This is a genomic window from uncultured Mediterranea sp. (genome assembly GCF_902493215.1).
Taxonomy (GTDB): domain Bacteria; phylum Bacteroidota; class Bacteroidia; order Bacteroidales; family Bacteroidaceae; genus Bacteroides.
The window spans coordinates 25,894-51,309 of the sequence record NZ_CABUOL010000022.1; the positions used below are offsets into that span (position 1 = coordinate 25,894).

Here is a 25,416-nt window from a genome sequence, read left to right on the forward strand (position 1 = left end):
ATTATTCATTGTACATTATCTGATTTATGCTGGACATTCTGAAGAAATACAAAGTGATACTGGCGAGCAATTCCCCCCGCCGCAAGGAGCTGCTTTCAGGCTTGGGTATCGATTACGAAGTACGTACCCTGCCCGATGTGGACGAATCTTACCCTGATACGTTGCAGGGTGGAGACATCCCCCTGTACATCGCCCGCGAGAAGGCTGCTGCCTACCGCGACCTGATGCAGGCCGACGAACTGATGATAACAGCCGACACCATTGTGTGGCTGGAGGGCCGTGTGTTGGGTAAGCCTCGCGACCGTGAGGAGGCTTTGCAGATGCTTCGCAACCTGTCGGGCCGCACGCACGAAGTGTTTACCGGCGTGTGCATCACGACGACCGAGTGGCAGCGCAGTTTCTCGGCTCAGACCGAGGTGCGCTTTGCACAGCTGACTGAAGAAGAAATCGCCTGGTACGTGGACCGCTACCAACCGATGGACAAGGCAGGCGCCTATGGCGTGCAGGAGTGGATTGGTTTTGTGGGCGTAGAGTATATTTCGGGCAGCTATTTCAATATTATGGGGCTGCCTGTGCAGCGTCTCTATCGTGAACTGAAGTCTGTAGAGTGATGCCGAACACGCAGTACGAAGAACGTCTGGGTACCGACCGCATGTTGCCGCTGGTCTTCCGTATGGCCCTGCCGGCTGTGGCGGCCCAGTTGGTCAACCTGCTCTATACGTTGGTAGACCGTGTCTACATCGGCCACATACCCGGTATCGGTACCGATGCGTTGGCTGGGGTGGGGGTGACGAGCTCGGTCATTATCCTTATTTCAGCCTTTTCGGCCATCGTGGCCGGAGGAGGCGCTCCGCTGGCTGCCATTGCTTTGGGACAGGGGCATCGCGAGCGGGCGGGGAAGATACTGGGTAACGGCTTTGTGCTGCTGGTACTCTTTGCAGTGGTTACCTCGACCGTTTCCTACCTTTTCATGAAGCCCATTCTGACGTCTATCGGTGCGTCGGCCCACACGTTGCCCTATGCGGTGGATTATCTTTCCGTCTATCTGCTGGGTACACTCTTCGTCGAGGTAGCCGTGGGGCTCAATACATTTATCAACTGTCAGGGACGTCCGGGCGTGGCTATGTGTTCGGTCATCATCGGAGCCGTGCTCAACATTGCGCTCGACCCGCTTTTCATCTTTACCTTTGGCATGGGGGTGAAGGGGGCTGCCTTGGCTACCATCCTGTCGCAGGCATGCAGTGCCGTGTGGGTACTGGCGTTTCTCATTTCCAAGCGGGCTTCGTTGCAGCTTGAACGCAGATATCTGCGGCTGGACCGCCGTATTGTGGGGGCTACGTTGGCTTTAGGTCTTTCGCCTTTCATTATGGCCAGTACCGAGAGCTTGGTGGGTTTTGTGCTGAACGGAAGTTTGGAGCGATACGGTGACATCTACGTCAGTGCATTGGCTGTGATGCAGGCGGCCATGCTTTGCGTCAGTGTGCCGCTGACGGGCTTCGCCCAGGGCTTTGTTCCTGTAGTCAGCTATAATTATGGGCACGGTAACCGTGAGCGGGTGAAGGAGTGCTTCAAGATAGTGGTGACCGTGATGTTTCTCTTTAACTTCCTGCTGGTATTGCTGATGATACTTTTCCCCTCATTGGTATCGGCCGTCTTCACCAGCGATGTGCATCTGACGGAGACTGTGACCCGCACGATGCCTGTCTTTCTGGCCGGTATGACCATCTTCGGGCTGCAACGTGCCTGTCAGAATATGTTTGTCGCTTTGGGGCAGGCCAAGGTGTCTATCTTCATAGCTTTGCTTCGCAAGGTCATTCTGCTGGTACCGCTGGCTTTGTTGCTTCCCCGCTGGATGGGCGTGATGGGTGTCTTTGCCGCTGAGGGTATCTCTGATGCGGTAGCTGCCATTTGCTGTACCACGATTTTTGCTTTTTTCTTTCCCCGTATCTTGGCGCGGATGAAGGTTGCATAACCTTTCACAGGTTTAATATTATATATACTGCTGTAGATTTTATGTGACTTTTACAGTCGTTTTTCCTCAGTTATTGTGGTACAATTCCCCAAATGCACTGATGGCTCTTACCGGGATGTTTCTTTAATATGCTGTTTTTCAGTTGGTTTGTTTGTTGGATGTATTTGTGGCATTCGGTTTGTTTTTAGTTAGGCAGATAGCTTGATCAACTATTCTATTCAATAAATGTTTTAACTATTAAACTTTACGATTATGAAAAAATTGTTTTTTGTAGCAGCTATGACATTGAGTTTAGGAACCGCAGCTTTTGCAGCGGCAGTCAATACAAACGAAGTGATGACCATTCAGGTGATGGACGATTTTGTTCCCGTCAAGTTGGAGGAGGTTCCTCAGGCAGTCATTGATGCCGTAACCAAAGCATATCCCGAACAGACGTTGAAGGAAGCAGCTGTACGCCAGGAAGAAGAGTCTGAAACTCAGGTTTACAAACTGACGCTGGTTGCCGAGGATGGAACGGAGACAGCTGTCCTCTTTACCGACAAGGGCGAAGAAGTGAAATGAAGTTCGCTGTCCGTAGAATGAATATTCTTTAAGGAACAGGCCGGGAACAGTAAGAAAAGTTCCCGGCCTGATTTTTTATCGCATCTGGATACCAATGGCTTTTAATTTGCAATGTCGGCCATCAGTGGGATATCTTCTTCGCGAATGCCGTGTCTGACAAGGATGTCGCGGTCTTTGTCGAACAAATCCAGAAAATCAGATTTGCTTCCACACATCGCAATTGCTTTTCCGTAGCGATCGGCTGCGACATCAGTTTTGTGCTGTCCCCATGCCACATGCCCTGCGTTGAGCCAGTCTGTTGCAAGCACCTGTTCGTCTTGCAGCAGTTTTTGGTAGTATTTTTCGGCTTGTTCGTATTTCTCGGTCATGAAAGAACACCAGGCGATGCCTCTCCAGGCCTTTATAGAATGGTTGTCCAGGAAATCCATTTTGAAGAAATATTGGAGTGCGTCCTTGTATTCTTCCAGTTCGGCATGGCAGCTTCCTGCAAAGAACAGGATGTTGGCATTTTCAGGCTGTATGGTTTCCGCTTTCCGATAATATTCCAAAGCCATGCCGAAGTTGTGCATCTGCCGATAACAAGTAGCCAGATGGCGTATGGTCCACAGGTGGTCAGGTTTCAGGATATCTGCTTTCCGATAGGCTTCAATAGCTTCTGCATATTTTTTTTCTTTCTGCAAACAGTAACCGATTTTTTGAAAGAGGTCTGCATGAGTTTGGTTGTCAGCCTCCAAACGTCTGTAGAGAGTGAGGGCTTCCGGGTAGTGTTCTTTGCGGAAGTGGAAGTCGGCTATGTTGCCCAGCAGCTCGGAGGTATCCAGAATACCCTTCAGGATAGGTAGGTCGTAGAAAGCGAAATCATCCTTGAACGGGTCGTTGAATTCACGTCGGCGTTGGTTTAGTTTGAAGAAACGATACAGGTCGTGTATATATTGGTTACTGATGACTTCGGGGCGTTCGGCATATTGTTTCATAGTCTTGGCCTGCTCGTTGTCCATCATGTCGTTCAGTTCTTGTGGAGTGAGCTGATGCAACATGAGGTTACGCTGCGACGGAGGCAGCTGGGCCATGGTGAAGCAGAGCGAGTATTTGTCACTGTTACAGAAGAAACCCGATTGCAGGATGACGTTCAGAATGGCATTCTCGCCTGTTGCCGGAGAGCCGAACAGGGCCGATACGCTGGAGTGCAGCAGGTCGAACGGGTAAAACCAATTGGACAGTTGGCCGAAAAACGGACCCGATTTCAGTTGGGCAAACGTACTCATGTAGATGTCTGCACCTTCCATCTGCATTTCGTTCATTTCACGGATTTTGTCACCCAGTCCCGATTTTTCAAATGCTTTTTCCCAATCGGGATTCCGGTCGTTTTCATCTGCCGTCTCTTCCAGCCCCAGTTTCATTCCTTTGATCATGCTGACGTTTTTTATCATCTCGGGGATGATTTCTTCGCGCATTTTCTTGTCTATCTTTTCCGTTTCCTGGCTTTGCAGCAATTGGAGGCTGATGCGATTCAGCTCTTTTCCCAGCCATCCGTTCTCATTGGCAAGGCTGATGCGAGATTGCAATTCGGGATAGAGTTGGCATCGGTCGGGATATGTGTTCAGCGTCAGAAGCAGGCCGGTCAAAGCTCGCTGGTTCACGATCGTTTCTTTGTGTTGGCAGGCTTCGAGCAGCCACAAGCACTTTCGAATGTCGAAACAGCCTTGAAGACTCATGGTTACAGCGCTTACAACCAGGCAGAGGTCAATGGGACGCAATAGTTCCGAGATGAGAAAAGCTTGCATCTGGCCACTCTCTTCGACTGTCCATTCACTGTTTCCCCAGATGGCTTGGAACAGTTTCAGGTTCGTCTCTTCGTGACGTTTCAGCAAGTGATTCAGATTCTGGTTGTTGTCAGCTATCAGACGGCATACGGCTACGTCGTCTTGAAAGGTTTCCAGCGCATGGAGGCATTCATCCAGACGAACTGCCGCATGGCGATTTCTGTAGTGAAGTGTCTGGTAATAACCGGAAACCGTTTCGTCAAGTAATATCAGCCGTACCTGGTCGGCAATGGTCCATGTTTCGGTCAGCAGTCTGGTGTATAGCTTACTTCGTTCGGGGTCGTCAATACCTTGCTTCATGTATTGCAGCATATAGCCGTAGGAGGTCTGCACCTGTTCCAACCGGTTGTGTAGTGTCCAGTCAGGACAGTCGTCCAGCATAGCGGCCAGTTGGGTTTGTGCTTCTTTCAGCCGCTTGCCTTTCAGCAGGGCGATGATGCTGTTATGTTGTTCGTTGATGGTTCGTTCGTCCATAATAAAATAATGTGGGTCCAATCGTTGGGCAAAGATAGTGTAATTATGTCGGATTTCCATTGTTTTTGTCTACCTTTGCACCCGTAAAAATGTTTAGATGAAATAGATATGGCAGGATTGAATACTCCTACAGCGTTGGGTACAGAAAACATTGGTAAATTGTTGATGCAGTACGCCGTTCCTGCAATTATTGCGATGACGGCTTCTTCTCTGTATAATATGGTCGACAGTATCTTTATCGGCCATGGTGTAGGACCATTGGCCATTTCGGGCCTGGCATTGACTTTCCCGTTGATGAACCTTGCGGCGGCTTTCGGTTCGTTGGTAGGTGTGGGGGCTTCCACGCTGGTGTCGGTCAAGTTGGGACAAAAGGATTATGATACGGCTCAGCGTGTATTGGGTAATGTTCTGGTGCTGAATATCCTGCTGGGTGTTGCTTTTACGTTGGTGGTGATGCCTTTTCTTGACCCCATTCTTTATTTTTTCGGTGGAAGTGATGATACGGTCCCTTATGCACGCGACTATATGGAGATTATTCTTATCGGCAATGCTGTTACCCACCTGTATCTCGGATTGAATTCTGTGCTGCGTTCCTCGGGGCATCCGCAGAAGGCGATGTATGCCACGGTGGCTACGGTCGTCATCAATACCATTCTCGACCCTTTGTTTATTTATGGTTTCGGATGGGGTATCCGTGGTGCAGCCATTGCTACGATATTGGCTCAGATTATAGCATTGCTTTGGCAGTTCAAACTCTTCAGTAACCGTAATGAACTGCTTCATTTCCATCGTGGTATATTCCGTCTGAAACGTAAGATTGTATTTGATTCGTTGGCTATCGGCATGTCACCGTTTCTGATGAATATGGCTGCCTGTTTTATTGTCATTCTGATTAACCAGGGATTGAAACGTCATGGAGGCGATTTGGCCATCGGTGCATTTGGTATTGTCAATCGTCTGGTATACATTGTTGTAATGATTGTGATGGGATTGAATCAGGGGATGCAGCCTATAGCCGGCTATAATTATGGAGCGCAACTCTATCAGCGTGTTACCAAGGTGTTGAAACTGACCATTGTATATGCTACGGTCGTAACGACTTTTGGTTTTGTCGTAGGTATGGCTGTACCGCGACTGGTTGTGAGTATCTTTACTTCGGATGCCGAACTGATAGACTTGTCGGCTCGCGGACTGCGCATTATCGTTATGTTTTTCCCTATAATAGGTTTTCAGATGGTTACGGCCAATTTCTTTCAAAGTATAGGTATGGCCGGAAAGGCTATCTTCCTTTCGCTATCCCGTCAGCTGTTGATTCTGCTTCCCTGTCTGCTGATTCTGCCGCATTTCTTTGGTGCGCTTGGTGTTTGGATCAGTATGCCTGTTTCCGATTTGTTGGCCAGTATTATTGCAGCAGTTATGTTGTTGATGCAATTCCGTAAATTTCATAAAGCGGCGGCCCGTCAGTCTGCATCAGCGTGAAACATTTTTTGCGATGTGTTCGTTCGTTTGCGTGAGATTTTTTATATTTGCCTGCAGCAAACGTGTTAAGAATAAAGGTTTATGGAACATTTTGTAGTGAATATCGGCCGTCAGTTGGGAAGCGGTGGACGCGAGATTGGCGAACGCCTGGCCCATCGGTTGAATATATCCTTTTATGATAAGGAACTGATTCAGTTGGCCTCGGAAGAGAGTGGATTGTGTCGTGAATTTTTTGAGAAAGCCGATGAACGTCCTTCTCAAGGTATTATGGGAGGGTTGTTCGGAATGCGGTTTCCGTTTATTGGTGACGGCACTATTCCGGCGAATAATTGTTTGAGTAATGATTCGCTGTTCAAGGTACAAAGTGACGTCATTCGGAGGCTGGCTCATGAGAAGTCATGTCTTTTTGTGGGGCGTTGTGCCGACTACATTTTGCGTGACCATCCCCGTTGTGCCAATATATTCATATCTTCAACGCCAGAAGATAGGATGGCCCGTTTGTGCCGCATTCACGGCATATCCAAAGAAGAGGCTGAGGAAATGATGGAAAAGGCAGACAAAAAGCGCTCTGAATATTACAATTATTATAGTTATAAAACCTGGGGGGCTGCTGCTACCTATCATCTGTGTATCGATTCGTCTGTTTTGGGTATTGCCGGTACGGTAGATTACATAGAGGAGTTTGTACGCAAGAAGCTGAATTTGGATATTACTGTCCGTTGACGGATATTTGTTATACGGTCTGAAAATAATTCAGGCGCAGATTGTACATCTTTTGAAGTGTGCAATTTGCGCCTGATGTTTGTTTTTATCTTCCGTAAGGAGGGTACTAAAGCATGGCCAACAGAATCATTTGACCGGCAATGATACGCAGGAACATGGACAGCGGGTATACGGTAGAGTAACCAACTGCAGCTGCATCGTTACCCGATACCACCTGATTGGCATAGGCCAGTGCGGGGGGATCTGTATTACTACCGGCGATAAGACCCATCAGAGTGAAGTAGTTGACCTTGAAATAAAGACGTGCTACGGCACCGATGATAAGCAATGGAATGACTGTAATGAGGAAACCGTAGCCTACATACAATAAACCGTCTCCATGTACTACCGTTTGTACGAAATGCTCACCGGCCTCTATACCTACACTTGCCAAAAAGAGTACAATACCTATTTCGCGCAACATCAGATTGGCACTCATTGTGGTATAGGTTACCAGTTTCAATTTGTGTCCGAAACGTCCGATGAGGATGGCTACTACCAGCGGACCGCCGGCCAGACCCAGTTTTACGGGAGTAGGCATACCCGGGAAGGCGATGGGCAGACTACCCAATATGATACCCATAAAGATACCGACAAAGATTGTGACGATGTTCGGAGTGTCCAGACGTTTCAACTGATTGCCCAATACGCCTGCTACCCGTTCTACTGCATCTTGTTGGCCTACGACCATAACACGGTCACCTACCTGAAGAACCAGATTCGGATCGGCAAACAGGTCCATACCCGAACGGTTCACGCGGGTCACGTTGACACCATACATGCTGCGGAAGTGCATACTTCCCAGTTTCTTTCCGTTTATTTCCGACTTGGTGACCAGAATTCGTCGGGAAACCATCGGCATGTCTTGTTTTTCCCAGTCTACTTGAATTTCTTTACCGATGAAAGCTGTGATGGCCTCAGCATCTTCTTCAGAGCAGACAATGAATAATTGGTCTCCAGTATAAAACACCGTTTCATGATTGGGAATGCTGACATGACCTTCGTGGCGAATACGTGAACAGACAAACGGACGTCCCAGGAAGTCTTTCACCTGCAGCAGTGTCTTGCCGTTGATGGATTCATTACGTACCTCCAGATGCATGTTGTGGGGTTTGTGCTTCGTGTCATTGTCCTGTACCTTGATTTGTTCATCTTCTTTGGCAAGTGAAATGCGGAAGATGTAACGGATGGCAATGATGGAACCGATGATACCTACTACGCCGAGCGGATAAGCGCAGGCATAGCCCAGGGCGATAGGTTCGCCGGTATAGTTCAGCTGGTTCAGGGCTTCCTGGGCGGCACCAAGACCAGGGGTGTTGGTGACGGCACCATACAGGATACCAATCATCATAGGCAGTTCTACACGTCCGTTAGCCAAAAAGTAGATGGCCAAGGTCACTACAATGTTCAGCAAAACAATGCCAACCGCCAATAAGTTGAGAGTCATTCCTCCCTTTTTGAAAGAAGAGAAGAAAGAAGGACCTACCTGCAGACCTATACAGAATACAAACAGGATGAGGCCGAATTCACGAAGGAAGTGCAGGATGTGAATTTCTCCTGTAAATCCAAAATGACCCATCAGAATGCCGGTAAAGAGTACGAACGTGACTCCCAAGGACACTCCGAAGAATTTGATTTTGCCTAATAATACGCCCAGCGATATGACAAAGGCATAAAGGCATACGATGTGGGCAACCGATGCCGGATCCCACAACAAGCTTTCTAACCAATTCATAGTATCTCTATTTCTTACATCTATTATTTTAAAAAATGAGTGCGCAAAATTACTTAATAAAGCTATTATAGCCAAAGTTTTTTATCTATTTTTCCATTTTGCTATGTGGACTTGACACTTGTTTAGCATGCCGTGCGAAATTTCGCTAAAATAAATGGTCTTTCAATTGATTTTTCTATATTTGCATGTCTATTGACGACAAAATGAATTGTATTCATCATATTAATTTTTTAATAAACTATGGCAGACAGTAAAGAAAAACTCTTCTCGGACTTTTCTCCTGTTACCACCGAACAGTGGATGGAGAAAGTGACAGCCGACCTGAAAGGCGCTGATTTTGAGAAGAAACTCGTTTGGAAGACAAACGAAGGATTCAAAGTGAAACCTTTCTACCGTAAGGAGGACCTCGAAGGACTGAAGACTACTGATGCGCTTCCCGGCGAATTTCCTTATTTGAGAGGTAACAAGAAAGACAACAATGAGTGGCTGGTACGTCAGGAAATCAGAGTAGACGATGCGAAGGAAGCCAATGCCAAAGCTTTGGATATCCTGAACAAAGGAATTGATTCTTTGTCGTTCCATGTAAAGGCCAAGGAACTGAATGCCGCCTATCTGGAAACGTTGCTCGAGGGCATTTGTGCAGAATGTGTCGAATTGAACTTCTCTACCTGTCAGGGACATGTCGTGGAACTGGCCAATCTGTTGGTTGAGTATTTCCAGAAGAAGGGATATGACCTGAACAAGTTGCATGGCTCCATCAACTTCGACTATCTGAACAAGATGCTGGCCAAGGGTAAGGAGAAGGGTAGCTTGGTAGATACGGCAAAGGCGTTGATTGCCGCTACAGCTGCTCTGCCCGAATATCGTGTCATCAATGTCAATGCGTTGACTTTGAACAATGCAGGTGCCTATATCTATCAGGAACTGGGATATGCGTTGGCATGGGGTAATGAATATATGAACCAATTGACCGAAGCTGGTATTCCCGCTGCGACGGTTGCCAAGAAAATTAAGTTTAATTTTGGTATCAGTTCCAATTACTTCCTGGAAATTGCCAAGTTCCGTGCCGGCCGTATGTTGTGGGCCGATATCGTGAATTCGTATCTGGCCGAAGGCGACTGTAAGTGTGCTGCGCAGATGAAGATACATGCTGAAACATCTTCTTTCAACCTGACAGTTTTTGATTCGTATGTGAACCTGCTCCGTACGCAGACCGAAGCCATGAGTGCTGCTATTGCAGGCGTTGATTCTATGACAGTAGTTCCGTTCGACAAGGCTTATGAGACTCCGAATGATTTCTCCGAGCGTCTGGCACGCAATCAGCAGTTGTTGCTGAAAGAGGAATCTCACTTCGATAAAGTGATTGACCCGGCTGCCGGTTCCTATTATATTGAGAACCTGACGGTATCCATTGCCAAGCAGGCTTGGGATTTGTTCCTGGCTGTTGAGGATGAAGGTGGTTTCTATGCGGCAGTGAAGGCCGGCAAGGTACAGGAAGCTGTGAATGCCAGCAACAAGGCGCGTCACGAGGCAGTGGCCAAGCGTAAGGAGATTCTGTTGGGTACCAACCAGTATCCTAACTTCACCGAGCTGGCTGGCGAAAAGCGTCCGTTGGAAGCTGTTTGCTGCTGTGGTGGCGGGCACCATGATACTTGCGAAAAGGATGTTCCTTCTTTGAATTTCGACCGTGCCGCCAGCGAATTCGAGGCTCTGCGTCTGCAGACCGAAACTTCCGGCAAGCGTCCGAAAGCATTCATGTTGACGATTGGTAACCTGGCTATGCGTCAGGCACGTGCACAGTTCTCCTGCAACTTCCTGGCTTGCGCCGGATACGAAGTGGTGGACAACCTGGGCTTCTCTACTGTAGAAGAAGGCGTTGAAGCTGCTGTAGCTGCAAAGGCCGACATTGTAGTACTCTGCTCGAGCGATGACGAATATGCTGAGTATGCAGTTCCCGCATTCAAGGCTTTGAATGGCCGTGCCATGTTCATCGTTGCCGGAGCTCCTGCCTGCATGGACGAACTGAAGGCTGCCGGTATCGAGAATTTCATCCATGTTCGTGTCAACGTGCTGGAAACCCTGAAAGAATACAACGCTAAACTTTTGAAGTAAGATGAGAAAAGATTTTAAAAACTTAGATATATATGCCAATTTCAAGCCCGTCAATGGTGCTGAATGGCAGAAGGCTAACGGCATTGAGGCTGATTGGAAGACGCCGGAACACATCAATGTGAAGCCTGTTTATACCAAAGAAGACCTTGAAGGAATGGAGCATCTGGACTTTGCTGCCGGTATTCCTCCTTATCTGCGTGGCCCGTACTCAGTAATGTACACCCTGCGTCCCTGGACAATCCGTCAGTATGCAGGTTTCTCTACGGCCGAAGAATCGAATGCGTTCTATCGCCGTAATCTGGCTTCCGGTCAGAAAGGTTTGTCTGTAGCCTTCGACTTGGCTACGCACCGCGGTTACGACCCCGACAACGAACGTGTAGTGGGTGACGTTGGTAAGGCCGGTGTATCCATCTGCTCGCTGGAGAACATGAAGGTTCTGTTCGATGGTATTCCCTTGAACAAGATGTCCGTGTCCATGACGATGAACGGTGCCGTGCTGCCCGTCATGGCGTTCTATATCAATGCCGGTCTGGAGCAGGGTGCCAAGCTTGAAGAAATGGCCGGCACCATCCAGAACGATATTCTGAAGGAATTCATGGTGCGCAATACCTATATCTACCCGCCTGCATTCTCCATGAAGATTATTTCCGACATCTTTGAATATACTTCGCAGAAGATGCCGAAGTTCAACTCCATCTCCATCTCCGGTTACCACATGCAGGAAGCTGGTGCTACGGCAGATATCGAGTTGGCTTATACCCTGGCCGACGGTCTGGAATACCTCCGTGCCGGTGTGGGTGCCGGACTGGACATCGATGCTTTTGCACCGCGTCTGTCTTTCTTCTGGGCCATCGGTACCAACCACTTCATGGAAATTGCCAAGATGCGTGCCGCACGTATGTTGTGGGCCAAGATTGTAAAGCAGTTCAATCCGAAGAACCCGAAATCACTGGCTTTGCGTACGCACTCTCAGACTTCCGGTTGGTCATTGACCGAGCAGGATCCGTTCAACAACGTAGGCCGTACCTGTATCGAGGCTATGGCAGCTGCATTGGGACATACGCAGTCTCTGCACACCAACGCCCTCGACGAGGCCATCGCCCTGCCGACCGACTTCTCTGCACGTATCGCGCGTAATACGCAGATCTATATTCAGGAAGAGACCAATATCTGTAAGAACGTTGACCCGTGGGGTGGTTCCTACTATGTAGAGTCGCTGACCAACGAGATTGCCCACAAGGCATGGGAGCACATCCAGGAAATCGAGAAGCTGGGCGGTATGGCCAAGGCTATCGAAACTGGTATCCCCAAGATGCGTATCGAAGAGGCTGCCGCACGTACGCAGGCCCGTATCGACAGCGGTGCGCAGACCATTGTCGGTGTGAACAAGTACCGCCTCGAGAAGGAAGCTCCGATTGATATCCTTGAGATTGACAATACGGCCGTTCGTCAGGAACAGTTGGAGAACCTGAAGCGTCTGAAGGAAGGACGTAATCAGGCAGAAGTGGACAAAGCACTGGACGCCATTACCGAATGTGTGAAGACAGGCAAGGGCAACTTGCTGGAACTGGCTGTTGAGGCTGCCCGTGTTCGCGCTACTTTGGGAGAAATCTCGTATGCTTGCGAGAAAGTTGTAGGACGTTATAAAGCAGTAATCAGAACTATTTCAGGCGTGTATTCATCAGAAAGTAAGAGCGATGCAGACTTCGCCAAGGCATGTGAACTCTGCGAGAAGTTTGCCAAGAAGGAAGGCCGTCAGCCCCGTATCATGATTGCCAAGATGGGTCAGGACGGTCACGACCGTGGTGCGAAGGTAGTAGCAACCGGTTATGCCGACTGTGGTTTCGACGTAGATATGGGACCTTTGTTCCAGACTCCGGCCGAGGCTGCCCGTGAGGCTGTCGAGAACGACGTACATGTAGTAGGTGTATCTTCACTGGCTGCCGGTCATAAGACTTTGATTCCGCAAATCATTGCAGAGTTGAAGAAGCTGGGCCGTGAGGATATTGTAGTGATAGCCGGTGGTGTAATCCCTGCACAAGACTATGACTTCCTGTACAAGGCTGGTGTGGCTGCTATCTTTGGTCCTGGTACTTCTGTGGCCAAGGCTGCTTGTCAGATTCTGGATATCCTGTTGGATGAAGAATAATCGGAATCGATAAATGTTAAAAAACGGCGGAAGGCATTTGCATTTCCGCCGTTTTCTTTTAATCTATGTTATAAAACATGCTTTTGAACTTTGTTTTTGGGGAAATTCCCATAAAACGAATACCTTTGCACTGTGTTTTTCATGGTATTAGATTTAAGGTTAACAAAGGTTGGGCTCAGCGGAGCCCTTTTTTTATGCCCTTTCGTATGTTAGTGGATTATTCATAAAGGTAGAACATGCGGTCCATCAGTTGCCATTTCTCGTCGGAAGTGGCGTTGGCTTCAGCTTGTTGGAAAATGGACATATAGGCTTCCCATTCTTCCTGGCGGGGAAGGGTGGCCAGACGTTTCATGGCACTGCTCCAGTCGAAGTCGAGCGGTGTCTCTACAATCATGAACAGGCGGTTTCCCAGAATATAGATTTCCATTTCAAGGATTCCTACTTCACGGATGCCTTGGCGTATCTCGGGCCAAGCTTCTTCTTTACTATGCCTCTTGCGATACTCGGCAATCAGTTCGGGATTGTCTTTCAGGTCCAATGTCTGGCAATAACGTTTTACGGGTTGGTTGTAGCATTTTACGCGATAACCGGATTCTTTTTCAGAAATTGTTTCCATATTGTTTTGACGGTTTGATGTTGAATGATGTACAAAGGTAAGAATTTCTTGATTGATTCAGCCTTTGGAGAAAGTCGTTTTTCACCACAGATTACGCAGATTGTCACAGATTATCTGTTTATCCGTATGAGTTGGGGAGGAGAATAAATCTGTGCCAATCTGTGTAATCTGTGGTGAGTTATGAATAAGATAGGCTGCACCTCGGCAGTACAAAAGTTGAAAACTCTGTTTTCCCCTTTTGTACTTCTCTCAGTTTGCACTATCTTTGCCTGTCAAATAATAGAAGAAAATGATAGTTTGTATTGCCGAAAAGCCTTCGGTGGCACGCGATATTGCCGACGTGCTGGGAGCGAAGGAGAAGAAAGACGGATATATCGAAGGGAACGGGTATCAGGTGACGTGGACGTTCGGCCACCTCTGTACCCTGAAGGAACCGCATGAATATACCCCGAGCTGGAAGGCGTGGAGTCTGGGCAGCCTGCCCATGATACCGCCCCGTTTCGGCATCAAGCTCATCAGCAATCCTACCTACGAACGTCAGTTCCACGTCATCGAAGGACTGATGCAGAAAGCCGACATGATTATCAATTGCGGTGATGCCGGCCAGGAAGGAGAGCTCATTCAGCGGTGGGTGATGCAGAAGGCGGGAGCCAAATGCCCCGTGAAGCGCCTGTGGATATCTTCACTGACTGAAGAGGCCATTCGTGAAGGATTATCCAACCTGCGGGATGCCGCCGATTTCCAGCCTCTGTACGAAGCGGGCTTGAGCCGTGCCATCGGCGACTGGCTGTTGGGCATGAATGCCACGCGCCTGTACACCATGAAGTACGGGCAGAACCGTCAGGTGCTTTCCATCGGGCGGGTGCAGACGCCTACGCTAGCTCTTATCGTGAACCGCCAGCTGGAGATTCAGAACTTTGTGCCCAAGCAGTACTGGGTGCTCAATACCGTTTACCGCGATACTACTTTCTCGGCCCTCATCCGCAAGAGCGACGAAGAGCTGGCACTGGAAGCAGAGAAGCAGAAGGAAGCCCTGGCCGCTGGCAAGAAGCCCAAGAAGGAGGAAGAGAACCGTGGTATAGACCCCATAACCGACTGCACGAGAGGCGAGGAGCTGCTGGCACGCATCAAGGATGTGCCGTTTACCGTTACCTCTGTGACGAAGAAGGAGGGGCGTGAAGCACCGCTCCGCCTTTTCGACCTGACCTCCCTGCAGGTGGAGTGCAACAAGAAGTTTGCCTACTCGGCCGACGACACGCTGAAGACTATCCAGTCGCTCTATGAGAAGAAGGTCACTACTTATCCTCGTGTAGATACGACCTTCTTGAGCGATGACATCTATCCTAAGTGTCCCTCCATTCTGAAGGGGTTGCGGGGCTATGAGACCTGGACCTCGCCGCTGGAGGGAACCACCCTGACGAAGTCGAAGAAAGTGTTCGACAATTCGAAAGTCACGGACCACCATGCCATTATCCCTACCGGCCAGCCTCCGGTCAACCTCACCGATGTAGAACGACGGGTGTTCGACCTCATTGCCCGTCGCTTCATCGCCGTGTTCTATCCCGACTGCCGTTTTTCGACTACGACCGTTATGGGTGAGGCGGATAGCGTGGAGTTCAAGACATCCGGCCGGCAGATACTCGATCCGGGCTGGCGGGTGGTGTTCACGGCCAATGCCTCCGCTCAGGAAGGAAGCGGCGATGAGGGGAATAAAGAGAACAGTGAAGAAGACCGTGTGCTGCCTGCCTTCGTCAAGGGAGAGAACGGTCCCCACGTGCCCGAACTCGTGGAGAAATGGACGCAACCTCCGCGCCCCTACACCGAAGCAACCCTGCTCCGTGCCATGGAAACCGCCGGCAAGCTGGTGGACAACGACGAGCTGCGCGACGCCCTGAAGGAAAACGGTATCGGCCGTCCTTCCACCCGTGCCGCCATTATCGAGACCTTGTTCAAACGTAACTATATCCGCAAGGAGAAGAAGAACCTGATAGCTACCCCCACGGGTGTGGAGCTGATTCAAACTATTCACGAGGAACTGTTGAAGAGTGCCGAACTGACGGGTATCTGGGAAAAGAAGCTGCGCGAGATAGAACGCCGCACGTATGATGCCTCTCGTTTCTTGGAAGAACTGAAGCAGATGGTGGCTGAGATTGTGACCAGTGTCCTGTCGGACAACAGCAACCGCCACATTACGGTACAGGTGCCTCCTGTAGCGGGTAAGGTTGCGCGTAATACTTCCACTTCCGACGATCAGCCGAAGAAGGAACCCCGTAAGCGCTCGCCCCGCAAGAAGAAGACCGAGGCTGCCGATGCCGGAACAGTTCCGGCTCCTGCGGCGCAGGCCGATGAATGGGTGGGGCGTCCGTGTCCCTTGTGCGGCAAGGGTACCATTATCAAAGGAAAAACGGCTTACGGTTGCTCCGAGTGGCGCAATGGTTGTACCTTCCGTAAGCCGTTCGATGCTTGACCAGTCTGTTTAATCGTAATTCAAGTGGAATTCGACTACCGCTTCGATGCCTTTGCGCAGGATGTCGAGCGGCATGTTCTCGTTGGGCGAGTGGATGGCGTTGCTCTCCAGTCCGAATCCCATTAGTACCGTCTTGATGCCCAGCACCTGTTCGAAGGTCGAAATGATGGGGATGCTTCCGCCGCGGCGCACAGCCAGCGGCTTCCGTCCGAACGCTTTCTCGAATCCTTTCTCGGCAGCCTGATAGGCGGGCAGTGTGATGGGGCAGACGTAGCCCTGTCCGCCGTGCATGGGCGTTACCTTTACCTGTACCGTAGCGGGGGCAATGCTCTGGATGTAGTCGGCAAACAGCTGTGAGATCTTGTGGTGGTCCTGGTGGGGTACAAGGCGGCAAGACACCTTGGCATAGGCTTTCGACGGCAGTACCGTCTTCGAACCTTCGCCTGTATAGCCTCCCCAAATGCCGCAGACGTCGAACGACGGGCGGCAGCTGTTGCGTTCCAGCGTACTGTAACCTTTTTCGCCGAAGAGTTCCTTCACCCCGATGGCGGCCTTGTATTTCTCTTCGTCGAAGGGGATGTGGGCTATCATGTCCCGTTCGGCCTGCGGCACTTCCTCCACATCGTCGTAGAAGCCGGGGACGGTGATGCGGCCGTCGGCATCCACCACGCGGGCCAGCATCTGGCACAGCACGTTGATGGGATTGGCTACCGCTCCGCCGAAGTGGCCGGAGTGCAGGTCACGGTTGGGCCCTGTCACTTCTATCTCCCAGTAGGCCAGTCCGCGCAGACCGGTGGTCAGCGAGGGCAGGTCGGCTCCCAGCATGCTGGTGTCCGATACGAGGATGATGTCGGCCTTGAGCAATTCCCGATGGTCCTGGCAGAAAGCTTCCAGGCTGGGTGAGCCGATTTCTTCTTCACCTTCGAAGATGAACTTCACGTTGTGTGTCAGAAGACTGTTTTTTACCAAGTATTCGAATGCTTTTACTTGGATAAACGACTGGCCTTTGTCGTCGTCGGCACCGCGGGCCCAGATGTGGCCGTCGCGTACTTCGGGTTCGAAGGGGGCGCTCTTCCACAGTTCCAGCGGTTCGGCAGGCATCACGTCGTAGTGGGCATAAATGAGGACGGTCTTCGCTTCGGGATTTACCGTCTTTTGGGCAAACACCATCGGATTGCCCTGCGAGGGCATCACCATGGCTTCGTCGGCACCGGCTTCGAGCAACAGTTGGCGCCAGCGTTCGGCACAGGCCAGCATGTCGTCGTGATGTTCGGGCTTGGCGCTGATACTGGGAATGCGGATGAGGCTGAACAGCTCGTCCAGCATGCGGGGTTCGTTTTCGGAGATGTAAGTTCTGATCATAAGTGGAAGAGGAATATGAATGAAAGGTTATACATTATATATAAGGTGTATTTGAACTTACCACAGATTACTCCGATTTTCACAGATTGTTTTTTTGAGTCTCAGTATACAAGTTCGGAGCATCTGTGAAAATCCGGGTAATCTGTGGTGAAAGTTCGTTTTAATACGTTTTCTCAATTATAATTGTGTCGTCCGGTCTATCAGGTAGAAGTCTAGGATGGTGAGTGCAGCCATGGCTTCTACGATGGGCACGGCACGTGGCAGTACGCAGGGGTCGTGGCGTCCGCGGGCTTTCAGTGTGGTGTCCACACCGTCGATGTTCACCGTATGCTGTTCCATCAGCACGGTGGCTACGGGCTTGAAGGCTACGCGGAAATAGATGTCCTGCCCGTTGCTGATGCCTCCCTGTATGCCGCCCGAGTGGTTGGTATGGGTGGTGATGCGTCCGGCATTGTTGTAGAACACGTCGTTCTGTTCCGAACCTTTCATCTTCAGCCCTTTGAAGCCGTCGCCGTATTCAAAAGCCTTGGCGGCGTTGATGCTCAGCATGCCCGATGCCAGGGCAGCCTGCAACTTGCCGAAGACCGGTTGCCCCAATCCGACGGGACATCCTGTGATGACGCAGGTGATTACGCCGCCTATCGTGTCGCCCTCGGCCTTCACCTCGGCTATGAGCTGTTCCATTTCTTTTGCCTTCTCGGGGTCGGGGCAGCGGACGGGATTTGTTTCGGTCAGCTCCAGGTTATACGCCGTATAGTTTTCTTCCAGCCGGATGGGACCCACTTGCGAAGTATAGGCCGTGATGTGTATGCCCAGTTGACGCAGGGCCAGCTTGGCCAGTGCACCGGCCACTACACGCGAAATGGTTTCGCGGGCCGACGAACGTCCGCCGCCTCGGTGGTCGCGGATGCCATACTTGGTCTTGTAGGTATAATCGGCGTGCGAGGGGCGGTACACGTCTTTCATATTGTCGTAGTCGCCGGAGTGCTGGTTTTCGTTCCACACGATAAATCCGATGGGGCAGCCTGTCGACTTGCCTTCGAAGATTCCTGAGAGGAATTCCACCTTGTCGGCCTCTTTGCGTGGAGTGGTAAGGGCCGATTGTCCCGGGCGTCGTCGGTCCAGTTCTTTCTGTATAAAGTCCATGTCGATGGTGATACCTGCGGGAAATCCGTCGACAACACCTCCGATACCTTTGCCGTGCGACTCACCGAAGCTGGTCAGGCGCAGGATGTTTCCGAATGAGTTGAACATAGTCAGATGCTTTAAAGGGTTGTGTATAAGTCTGCTGTGCTTCATGTAGCCTTCAGTGGCTTTTTCGCACTATAAAAGTAGGGAATAGTTTCCGATGCCGCAAATTTTAAGACAGTTTTCTTGTCACTCTCCTTGAATAGCTATGTTGGCGGTATCGTGTTAAACTAATAAAATCTTAAAAATGGAATATCAATTCAAGGAAATAGGTCTTGTGAAACTCGTTTGAAACATCTTCCTTTGCAGCCGAAATAAAAAATGGAATATCAACCACTTTCTAAATGGAAACTAATTATTAACTAAACATGTTTTTTACAATGAAAAAGAGTTTGTTTTATTTGTTCGCATTGATTTGTTCAATGGGAGTGTTTACAGGTTGTAGCGACGACGAACAACCTAATTGGCAAAAGCTGCCTTCAGATGCCATATCGGCAGAGAATCTGGAATTGACTTTGAATGAAAAGAATATGCCGGATGCTGCTGTGACTCTTGCTGTGAAAGATGCTCAAAGCGGTGTGCTGACATTGACAAAAGCAATCAGAGGTTGGGATGAAGTACAGGTTGATGTAACGCTTGCTGAACAAGCTGACGGTTCGTTCAAGTTCCAAGGTTCATATATGTTGCCTCTGACTCGTACACTTCTTAATTCTATGGAGGCAAAAGTAGATGGTACCATTACGATGGACGGAAAGGCGACTGTCAGTGTCAAGACTGTAGCAGAGGGTATGTTGGTACAGACGTGGACGTTGTGCGATGACAGTCATATTGATAAATTCGGGGATTATAATGGTGATGGACTGATTGATTATAAAGATGGAATCCGTTATGCGCCTTGTCACATTAACTGGATTTCGGATTATACTTCTGATGGAAACAATCCTGGATTGGCAACCAGTAATATTACAACTGTGGGTACAACGGCATTATCCTATTTCATGACCCAGCTGTTGAATAAGGTGACTTTTAATGCAGATGGTTCACTTACTGCAGAATACGCAGAAAACATGCCTGAGCTTAATATGAACCAACTGATGTCTGTTATGATGGGGGGGGCATTACCTTCCCGTGAAGGGTTGACCTGGAAAACATCTCCAGCCAATTTGGTAGATTGGTATGCAACGGATAATGACCTTTATGTCGTGTTGGATATTCCAGCTATCATGGCACAAGCTGTGGCCGATCAAGGTGGAGAAGGCGATACTGAAGCAATTGTCAGTATCATCGAATCTTTGAAAGGAAAGACACCTGCTGAAATCAAACAGCTGATTGCTGCATTGCTGGAACAAGTAGGTAAGGATACTATTCTGGCTAAATTGGATATCAGTAAAATTTCCGATGAAGGTATTGAGACATTAATGGATTATGCTTTCAATGGTTTCCCTCTGTCTCATTTTATAGGTGATGTGAATTTTGAGAATGGAATGAAGTTGGAGAATATGTATGTCAGTGTGGATAAAGAAGTGTTCGATATCCTTATGCCTGCTTTGTTTCCGATGTTACCCGATTTGGATGAATTGTTGCAAAATACAACAATTGAAATCTATGGAAATCCCACTCCAATATATCCTTTGATAAAGGCACTTTTAGGAATTCAGAATGTGACAGAATTTGAGCAGATTTGGGAAGCAACTTCTTCTTTTAACATTGGCTTGAATCTGGCTCTTGGTTCCTATTCGGAAACAGATGCGGCTCCGGCTACAGAAGCTGAATAACATTGAAGGTTGACATTGTTTTGTAACTCCCATTTCTGGTTTCTTCTTGGTTCTAGAAATGGGAGTTTCTCTTTTTATATGTTTGTCTTCACACTCGGGAAATCCCATCCTGCAAAGAGTATCGTATAATCCTGTCCAATGCAGGTTTGAATCATCCGTTACACAAGATGGCATCTCATGCAACATAAGATGGCATCTTGAGCAGCATGAGATGGCATCTTGTGCAGCATAAGATGCCATCTTGTGCAACATGAGATCGTATCTTACATGTGCTATGGTATAATCCGGGACGCCTTTACTTCCTTTCCTTCGGTTTCAGGCAGTGACATAAAATAAAGAGGGTATCAAAATAAAGTAGACCGGCCTCATGTTAATTTCAGGTACGGAACTCTTCATTTTGATACCCTCGTGAATTTATATTGTCCGTTTATCAGAAAGCATATCCGAATCCGATGTTCAGATAGATGGGATACATGGCAAAGTTGATGGTTTCAAAGTCTTTTTGGAAGATGTCGTTGAGGCCCCAGGTGAGGTCGGCATATACGCTCAAGTGCTTATAGGCTTTCCATTCGCCTCCCAATTGCATACCCCATTGGAATTTGCGCAATTCATCGGAGAAGTCATAGTTGGCCTGGCTGTCACCTGTAAATTCCACTTTGCTTCCTGAATAGTCGGGAGTACGCAGATGGCCTTCGTATACGTGTCCGTTGAAATTTCCTTCCATCAGGTAGGAAAAATAGGGACCGGCAGACACTCTCCAGCGGTCATTGATCCGGTAGTCGGCAGTGATGGGTACGGTGAGATAAGCGTTTTTAACCTTGGTATATACCTTTCCGGTCCACAGGCCTTCCAGAAATCCACCCGTGCTGTTGAATATCTTCATACCGTAGTTTTTGGTTGTGGCTTCTGTTGTCATGCTCTTGGTTTCGAGCCGCAAACCTACAGTCAGTCCCCATTGTTTGGCTGCATCCAGCCATTTGGTAGTGGTTCCCTCGATGGAGATGGCTACGTTGGGGTTGTACTTCTCAAGACTTCTGATTTCTGCAGGGAGAGGGATGGGCGAGGTGCCTCCAATATTGAACCCTGCTTTGATGGCATATTCCCATCCGTGCAGATAGGATTTCCACAAGGCCTTGTTGTTTTCTTTGCTTTGTGCATGCAGGCAGGGGGCTGCCAGAAGCAGACTTGCACAACATAAGATGATTCGTATAATTTTCATATCTTCTTTTTGTTCATGGATTGTTTGTTAAAAATATCAGGGTTCGCACACCAGTTTCACTTCGTCAATGTAGAGTGTGCTGCCGATGGCTCCATTGAAGATGGCTCCTTCTACACTGGATGAGAAGACGATGCTGAGTTTGTATTTGCCGGCTTTCAGCTTGGCTTCGTCGATGGTCTTTCCGTTTTGGGCAACGAAAGGCAGAGTAAACTCTGTCCATTCGTCTGTTTCGGCATAACTGCTTGGTTCTGCCCGAGCCAGCAGCACAATGTTGGGAGATGTCAACGAATTGGTTCCGTCCAGGAAGTCTACCTGGTCGTCACTTTCATACATCACGCCGTAGATGTCACAATAATCCTGACGGTCGGTAACGATATCCTTTCCAACCTGGAATTGGGCTCCCCGTTTGTATTTGTAGTAGCCTTTCAGTTCCTTGGGAATCTGGTAGAACGGATAACCGAAATGCGTGTTCTTGGCAGCTTCGGCCAGGCTTTCCAATTCGAACGATCCGATGAACAGATTACCGGCTGCAATATACATTTTCACCATGGCTCCAAAACTGCCTGTACTCTTGGTCTCCAGCTTGACACATTGTCGGCTGATGCCGTCGGGGGCTTGTACGGTAGGGTAGTCGGCGGCGACTTTAGCTTCGCCTGTCATGTCAAAGCCCGGATTACCGCTGCACCACTCCATCACGCGGAAGTCCGAACCTGAACTGGGGTATTGAAATTCCATCAGCGTGTGATATTTGGTCTGTGCCGCGTTTTTCAATTCGTCGAAATGGTAAACGGTGGGCAACTCGCTGATGATGGGGGCAATTTCATAAACAGCGGTATATTCTTTGTCTTCTGCCGTGACGGTGAACGAACGTTTGGCCTGCGAGCTGAAATCGTATTTGGGAGGAGCGTCTTGTGCAAGAGGTTCGTCAGCCTGGATGGTAGCACCTTCTGGTAAAGTAAAATTCAGCTCCAGTTTGCTAAGGTCTGTACTTCGTGAAATGTAGATATCTACAGTCCGGTTCATGGGATTGATACTGGCCAGTTGCACGTCCGGGCCTGTACAGGCATCGATAGCCGCTTCCACATTCAGCGCTTCGTCCTGTATGCAGGAAAATAATGAAGCTGCCAGCAGGAAGCAAGATAATAACTGTTTGACTTTCATAAAAATAATAGCATAATTGAATGAGCGGGCAAAGTTACGTTTCTTTTTTGAAATTCTGTCATTTACGGCACATTAAATTCCCCGTGCTGACTATTTGATTGATAAAACCTTTTTCCTACCTTTGCAGGAACTTAAATCAACTGACAGAATGATAAACGAAGCAGAAAGACAACAGATTATAGCGCTGGTAAAGCGCGAGGTGGTTCCGGCCATCGGCTGTACGGAGCCCATTGCCGTGGCCTTGTGTGTGGCGCGGGCTACCGAAACGCTGGGCATGAAGCCCGAGAAAATCAGTGTGTGGCTCAGTGCCAATATCCTGAAGAACGCCATGGGTGTCGGCATTCCCGGGACGGGGATGATCGGTTTGCCCATTGCCATTGCCTTGGGTGCCCTGGTCGGCAAGTCGGCATATCAGTTGGAAGTGTTGAAGGACAGTACACCAGAAGCTGTGGAGGCCGGCAAGCGTTTCATCGGGGAAAAGCGCATCTCCATTGCCCTCAAGCCGGACATTACGGAGAAACTATATATAGAGGTGTGTTGCGAAGCTGGTGGACATGTAGCCACGGCCATCATTGCCGGAGGGCATACGTCGTTTGTCTACGTGGCCCGCGACGGCGAAGTGCTGCTCGACAAGCAGACGGCTTCCGGCGAAGAAAAGGAGATGCCGGTACCCGACCTGACGTTACGCAAGGTCTACGACTTTGCCACGACGGCGCCCTTGGATGAGATCCGCTTCATTCTCGATACGGCCCGCCTGAACAAGGCTGCCGCCGAACGTTCCTTTGAAGGTGACTACGGCCACGGTCTGGGCAAGATGCTTCGCGGTACTTACGAACACAAGGTGATGGGCGACAGTGTCTTTTCGCACATTCTTTCCTATACGTCCGGTGCCTGCGACGCGCGTATGGCCGGTGCCATGATACCGGTGATGAGCAATTCGGGCAGCGGTAACCAGGGTATATCAGCCACGCTTCCCGTTGTGGTCTTTGCCGAAGAGAATGGCAAATCGGAAGAAGAACTGATCCGTGCCTTGATGCTGAGCCATCTGACGGTCATTTATATAAAGGAAAGCCTGGGCCGCTTGTCTGCCCTGTGTGGTTGTGTGGTAGCCGCTACCGGTTCGAGTTGCGGCATTACGTGGCTCATGGGCGGTACCTACGAGCAGATTACCTATGCCGTGCAGAACATGATTGCCAACCTGACAGGCATGATTTGCGACGGTGCCAAGCCCAGTTGTGCCTTGAAGGTGACTACCGGTGTCTCTACCGCTGTCCTGTCGGCCATTATGGCAATGGAAAACCGTTGCGTCACTTCGGTCGAAGGCATCATCGATGCCGATGTGGACCAGAGCATCCGTAACCTCACCAAGATTGGTTCGCAGGGAATGAACGAGACAGACCGCTTGGTGCTCGACATCATGACGAGTAAATGAAGAACTAAAAATGAAGAATGAAGAATTCCCTATTTATGCATTCAAAATAAAGAAGCACTCAGGAAATTCTTCATTCTTCATTTTTAGTTCTTCATTGTTTAGTGTCAGCATCCCTCTTTGCATCCGCAGTCGTCGCCACAACCGTGGTCGCCGCATCCGCCACCGCAGCTGCCGCATCCGCCTCCGCAACCGCCGCTCATCATGCGGGCCATTTCGGCCAGTTCTTCGTTGGTTGCTTCGCGGCTGGTCACCACTTCGCCTACAAAGTTCAGGTCGCATCCGGCCAGCGGATGGTTCATGTCCATCACTACCACGTCGTCTTTCACCTCTACCACGCTGCCGTTGATGTGCTGTCCTTCGGCTGTCATCAGGGGTACAATGGCACCTTCCTTGATGCGTTCCGTGTCGAATTTTCCGTCAATTAGGAATATTTCCTTCGGCAGGTCGATGACGTGGTCTTCGTCGTATTCGCCGTATGCTTCGTTGCAGGTCAGGGTGAAGTCGAATTTGTCGCCCGCATTCAGTCCTTTGATTTGGCTTTCAAAAGCGTCCAGTGTCAGTCCCAGTCCCGAGATGAACTGAAAAGGATGTTCCACGGTGGCTTCTTCTGTAAATTCGCGCTCACCATCCTCGATAGCATATAGTTTATAGGCTACGGTAATGTACTTGTTTGTTTCCATCTTGTTGTTCATTTGTTTTTATTGTTTCAAATTGCAAAGATAAGGAAACTCGCCCACATTCGGATAACTTTTGAGGAAATAGTACAAAGTGTTTGAGAACTAAAGAAATATGTAGCTTTGTTCCAGATTCTTCCATTTGTGGTTTTTGACCGTTTTTGAGGGAGTTAGGAAAACAAATCGCTACTTATCCGTTGCCTTTTCCGGGTTGAAAAAGAAGGTTGGAAATAGTTTCCATTTCTACTTTTCATATCCTGTTTATCACTGAATGGAACGATGTTTCTTGCTATGTCTATCATGCAAACTTAGTCATATTTTTCCATATTAGAAAAAAAGACAGGGTTTGTTTGTTAGGCGAAGGACCTTATTCTCCGTTCCGCTATATTTTTCATGCCATTCATTTGCTCGCTATATAATAATTTTGCAAACAAAGGAATTAGTTATGAATCAGG

At 49.1% G+C, this 25,416-nt stretch carries 18 protein-coding genes; 10 read left to right on the forward strand and 8 right to left on the reverse strand.

Translation table 11 applies throughout. The features are described from left to right. The first annotated feature begins 26 nt into the window (after positions 1 to 26). The 3 genes from RDO88_RS11505 to RDO88_RS11515 all read left to right on the forward strand — a co-directional run bounded on the left by RDO88_RS11505 (position 27) and on the right by RDO88_RS11515 (position 2,533). Complete coding sequence (locus RDO88_RS11505) at positions 27 to 611, forward strand: Maf family nucleotide pyrophosphatase (RefSeq protein ID WP_307759509.1); 585 nt, start codon at positions 27 to 29, stop codon at positions 609 to 611. Continuing rightward, complete coding sequence (locus tag RDO88_RS11510; RefSeq protein WP_307759510.1) at positions 611 to 1,972, forward strand: MATE family efflux transporter; 1,362 nt, start codon at positions 611 to 613, stop codon at positions 1,970 to 1,972. Before RDO88_RS11505 ends, RDO88_RS11510 begins: the two co-directional genes overlap by 1 nt. A gap of 252 nt (positions 1,973 to 2,224) precedes the next feature. Beyond that, a complete protein-coding gene (locus RDO88_RS11515) occupies positions 2,225 to 2,533 on the forward strand; it encodes a hypothetical protein (RefSeq protein WP_307759511.1) in 309 nt (102 codons plus the stop codon). Between the two features lie 101 nt (positions 2,534 to 2,634). On the opposite strand, the gene RDO88_RS11520 is transcribed toward RDO88_RS11515, so the two are convergent. Further along, a complete protein-coding gene (locus tag RDO88_RS11520) occupies positions 2,635 to 4,830 on the reverse strand; it encodes a tetratricopeptide repeat protein (RefSeq protein WP_307759528.1) in 2,196 nt (731 codons plus the stop codon). A 108-nt stretch (positions 4,831 to 4,938) separates the two neighbouring features. On the opposite strand from RDO88_RS11520, the gene RDO88_RS11525 reads away from it, so the two are divergent. Beyond that, on the forward strand, positions 4,939 to 6,309 hold the full coding sequence (locus RDO88_RS11525) for an MATE family efflux transporter (protein ID WP_307759512.1): 1,371 nt from the start codon (positions 4,939 to 4,941) through the stop codon (positions 6,307 to 6,309). An 81-nt stretch (positions 6,310 to 6,390) separates the two neighbouring features. Next, positions 6,391 to 7,032 (forward strand): cytidylate kinase family protein, encoded by a 642-nt coding sequence (locus RDO88_RS11530; RefSeq protein WP_307759513.1) that lies wholly within the window; start codon positions 6,391 to 6,393, stop codon positions 7,030 to 7,032. Between the two features lie 106 nt (positions 7,033 to 7,138). Here RDO88_RS11530 and RDO88_RS11535 read toward each other — a convergent pair whose 3' ends face one another. After that, complete coding sequence (locus RDO88_RS11535; protein WP_307759514.1) at positions 7,139 to 8,806, reverse strand: putative transporter; 1,668 nt, start codon at positions 8,804 to 8,806, stop codon at positions 7,139 to 7,141. A gap of 240 nt (positions 8,807 to 9,046) precedes the next feature. On the opposite strand from RDO88_RS11535, the gene mutA reads away from it, so the two are divergent. Then, complete coding sequence (gene mutA / locus RDO88_RS11540) at positions 9,047 to 10,918, forward strand: methylmalonyl-CoA mutase small subunit (RefSeq protein ID WP_307759515.1); 1,872 nt, start codon at positions 9,047 to 9,049, stop codon at positions 10,916 to 10,918. A 1-nt stretch (position 10,919) separates the two neighbouring features. Next, on the forward strand, positions 10,920 to 13,067 hold the full coding sequence (gene scpA, locus RDO88_RS11545; protein ID WP_307759516.1) for a methylmalonyl-CoA mutase: 2,148 nt from the start codon (positions 10,920 to 10,922) through the stop codon (positions 13,065 to 13,067). 217 nt (positions 13,068 to 13,284) lie between these two features. Here the strand turns inward: scpA and RDO88_RS11550 are convergent, their stop codons facing one another. After that, complete coding sequence (locus RDO88_RS11550; RefSeq protein WP_307759517.1) at positions 13,285 to 13,683, reverse strand: L-rhamnose mutarotase; 399 nt, start codon at positions 13,681 to 13,683, stop codon at positions 13,285 to 13,287. A gap of 289 nt (positions 13,684 to 13,972) precedes the next feature. Between RDO88_RS11550 and RDO88_RS11555 the strand changes: the two genes are divergently transcribed. Then, on the forward strand, positions 13,973 to 16,150 hold the full coding sequence (locus tag RDO88_RS11555; RefSeq protein ID WP_307759518.1) for a DNA topoisomerase 3: 2,178 nt from the start codon (positions 13,973 to 13,975) through the stop codon (positions 16,148 to 16,150). A 9-nt stretch (positions 16,151 to 16,159) separates the two neighbouring features. Here the strand turns inward: RDO88_RS11555 and RDO88_RS11560 are convergent, their stop codons facing one another. Together RDO88_RS11560 and aroC are read right to left on the reverse strand one after the other, a co-directional pair. Continuing rightward, the gene (locus tag RDO88_RS11560) at positions 16,160 to 17,512 is read right to left on the reverse strand and encodes a dipeptidase (protein ID WP_307759519.1); all 1,353 of its coding nucleotides are present in this window, start codon (positions 17,510 to 17,512) and stop codon (positions 16,160 to 16,162) included. Positions 17,513 to 17,689: 177 nt separating this feature from the next. Then, positions 17,690 to 18,766 carry a chorismate synthase gene (gene aroC / locus RDO88_RS11565; RefSeq protein ID WP_022021453.1) on the reverse strand — a complete coding sequence of 359 codons (1,077 nt, stop codon included), beginning with the start codon at positions 18,764 to 18,766 and terminating at the stop codon, positions 17,690 to 17,692. A 314-nt stretch (positions 18,767 to 19,080) separates the two neighbouring features. Here aroC and RDO88_RS11570 point away from each other — a divergent pair, with 314 nt between their 5' ends. Next, on the forward strand, positions 19,081 to 20,475 hold the full coding sequence (locus RDO88_RS11570; RefSeq protein WP_307759520.1) for a DUF4925 domain-containing protein: 1,395 nt from the start codon (positions 19,081 to 19,083) through the stop codon (positions 20,473 to 20,475). Between the two features lie 430 nt (positions 20,476 to 20,905). On the opposite strand, the gene RDO88_RS11575 is transcribed toward RDO88_RS11570, so the two are convergent. Both RDO88_RS11575 and RDO88_RS11580 read right to left on the reverse strand, forming a co-directional pair. Then, the gene (locus RDO88_RS11575) at positions 20,906 to 21,694 is read right to left on the reverse strand and encodes an outer membrane beta-barrel protein (RefSeq protein ID WP_307759521.1); all 789 of its coding nucleotides are present in this window, start codon (positions 21,692 to 21,694) and stop codon (positions 20,906 to 20,908) included. A gap of 36 nt (positions 21,695 to 21,730) precedes the next feature. Next, a complete protein-coding gene (locus RDO88_RS11580; RefSeq protein WP_307759522.1) occupies positions 21,731 to 22,855 on the reverse strand; it encodes a PCMD domain-containing protein in 1,125 nt (374 codons plus the stop codon). Between the two features lie 148 nt (positions 22,856 to 23,003). Between RDO88_RS11580 and RDO88_RS11585 the strand changes: the two genes are divergently transcribed. Beyond that, positions 23,004 to 24,287, forward strand: coding sequence for an L-serine ammonia-lyase, iron-sulfur-dependent, subunit alpha (locus tag RDO88_RS11585; RefSeq protein ID WP_307759523.1), 1,284 nt, complete (start codon positions 23,004 to 23,006; stop codon positions 24,285 to 24,287). Positions 24,288 to 24,391: 104 nt separating this feature from the next. On the opposite strand, the gene RDO88_RS11590 is transcribed toward RDO88_RS11585, so the two are convergent. Further along, positions 24,392 to 24,967 carry an FKBP-type peptidyl-prolyl cis-trans isomerase gene (locus tag RDO88_RS11590; RefSeq protein ID WP_307759524.1) on the reverse strand — a complete coding sequence of 192 codons (576 nt, stop codon included), beginning with the start codon at positions 24,965 to 24,967 and terminating at the stop codon, positions 24,392 to 24,394. Positions 24,968 to 25,416: the final 449 nt, after the last annotated feature.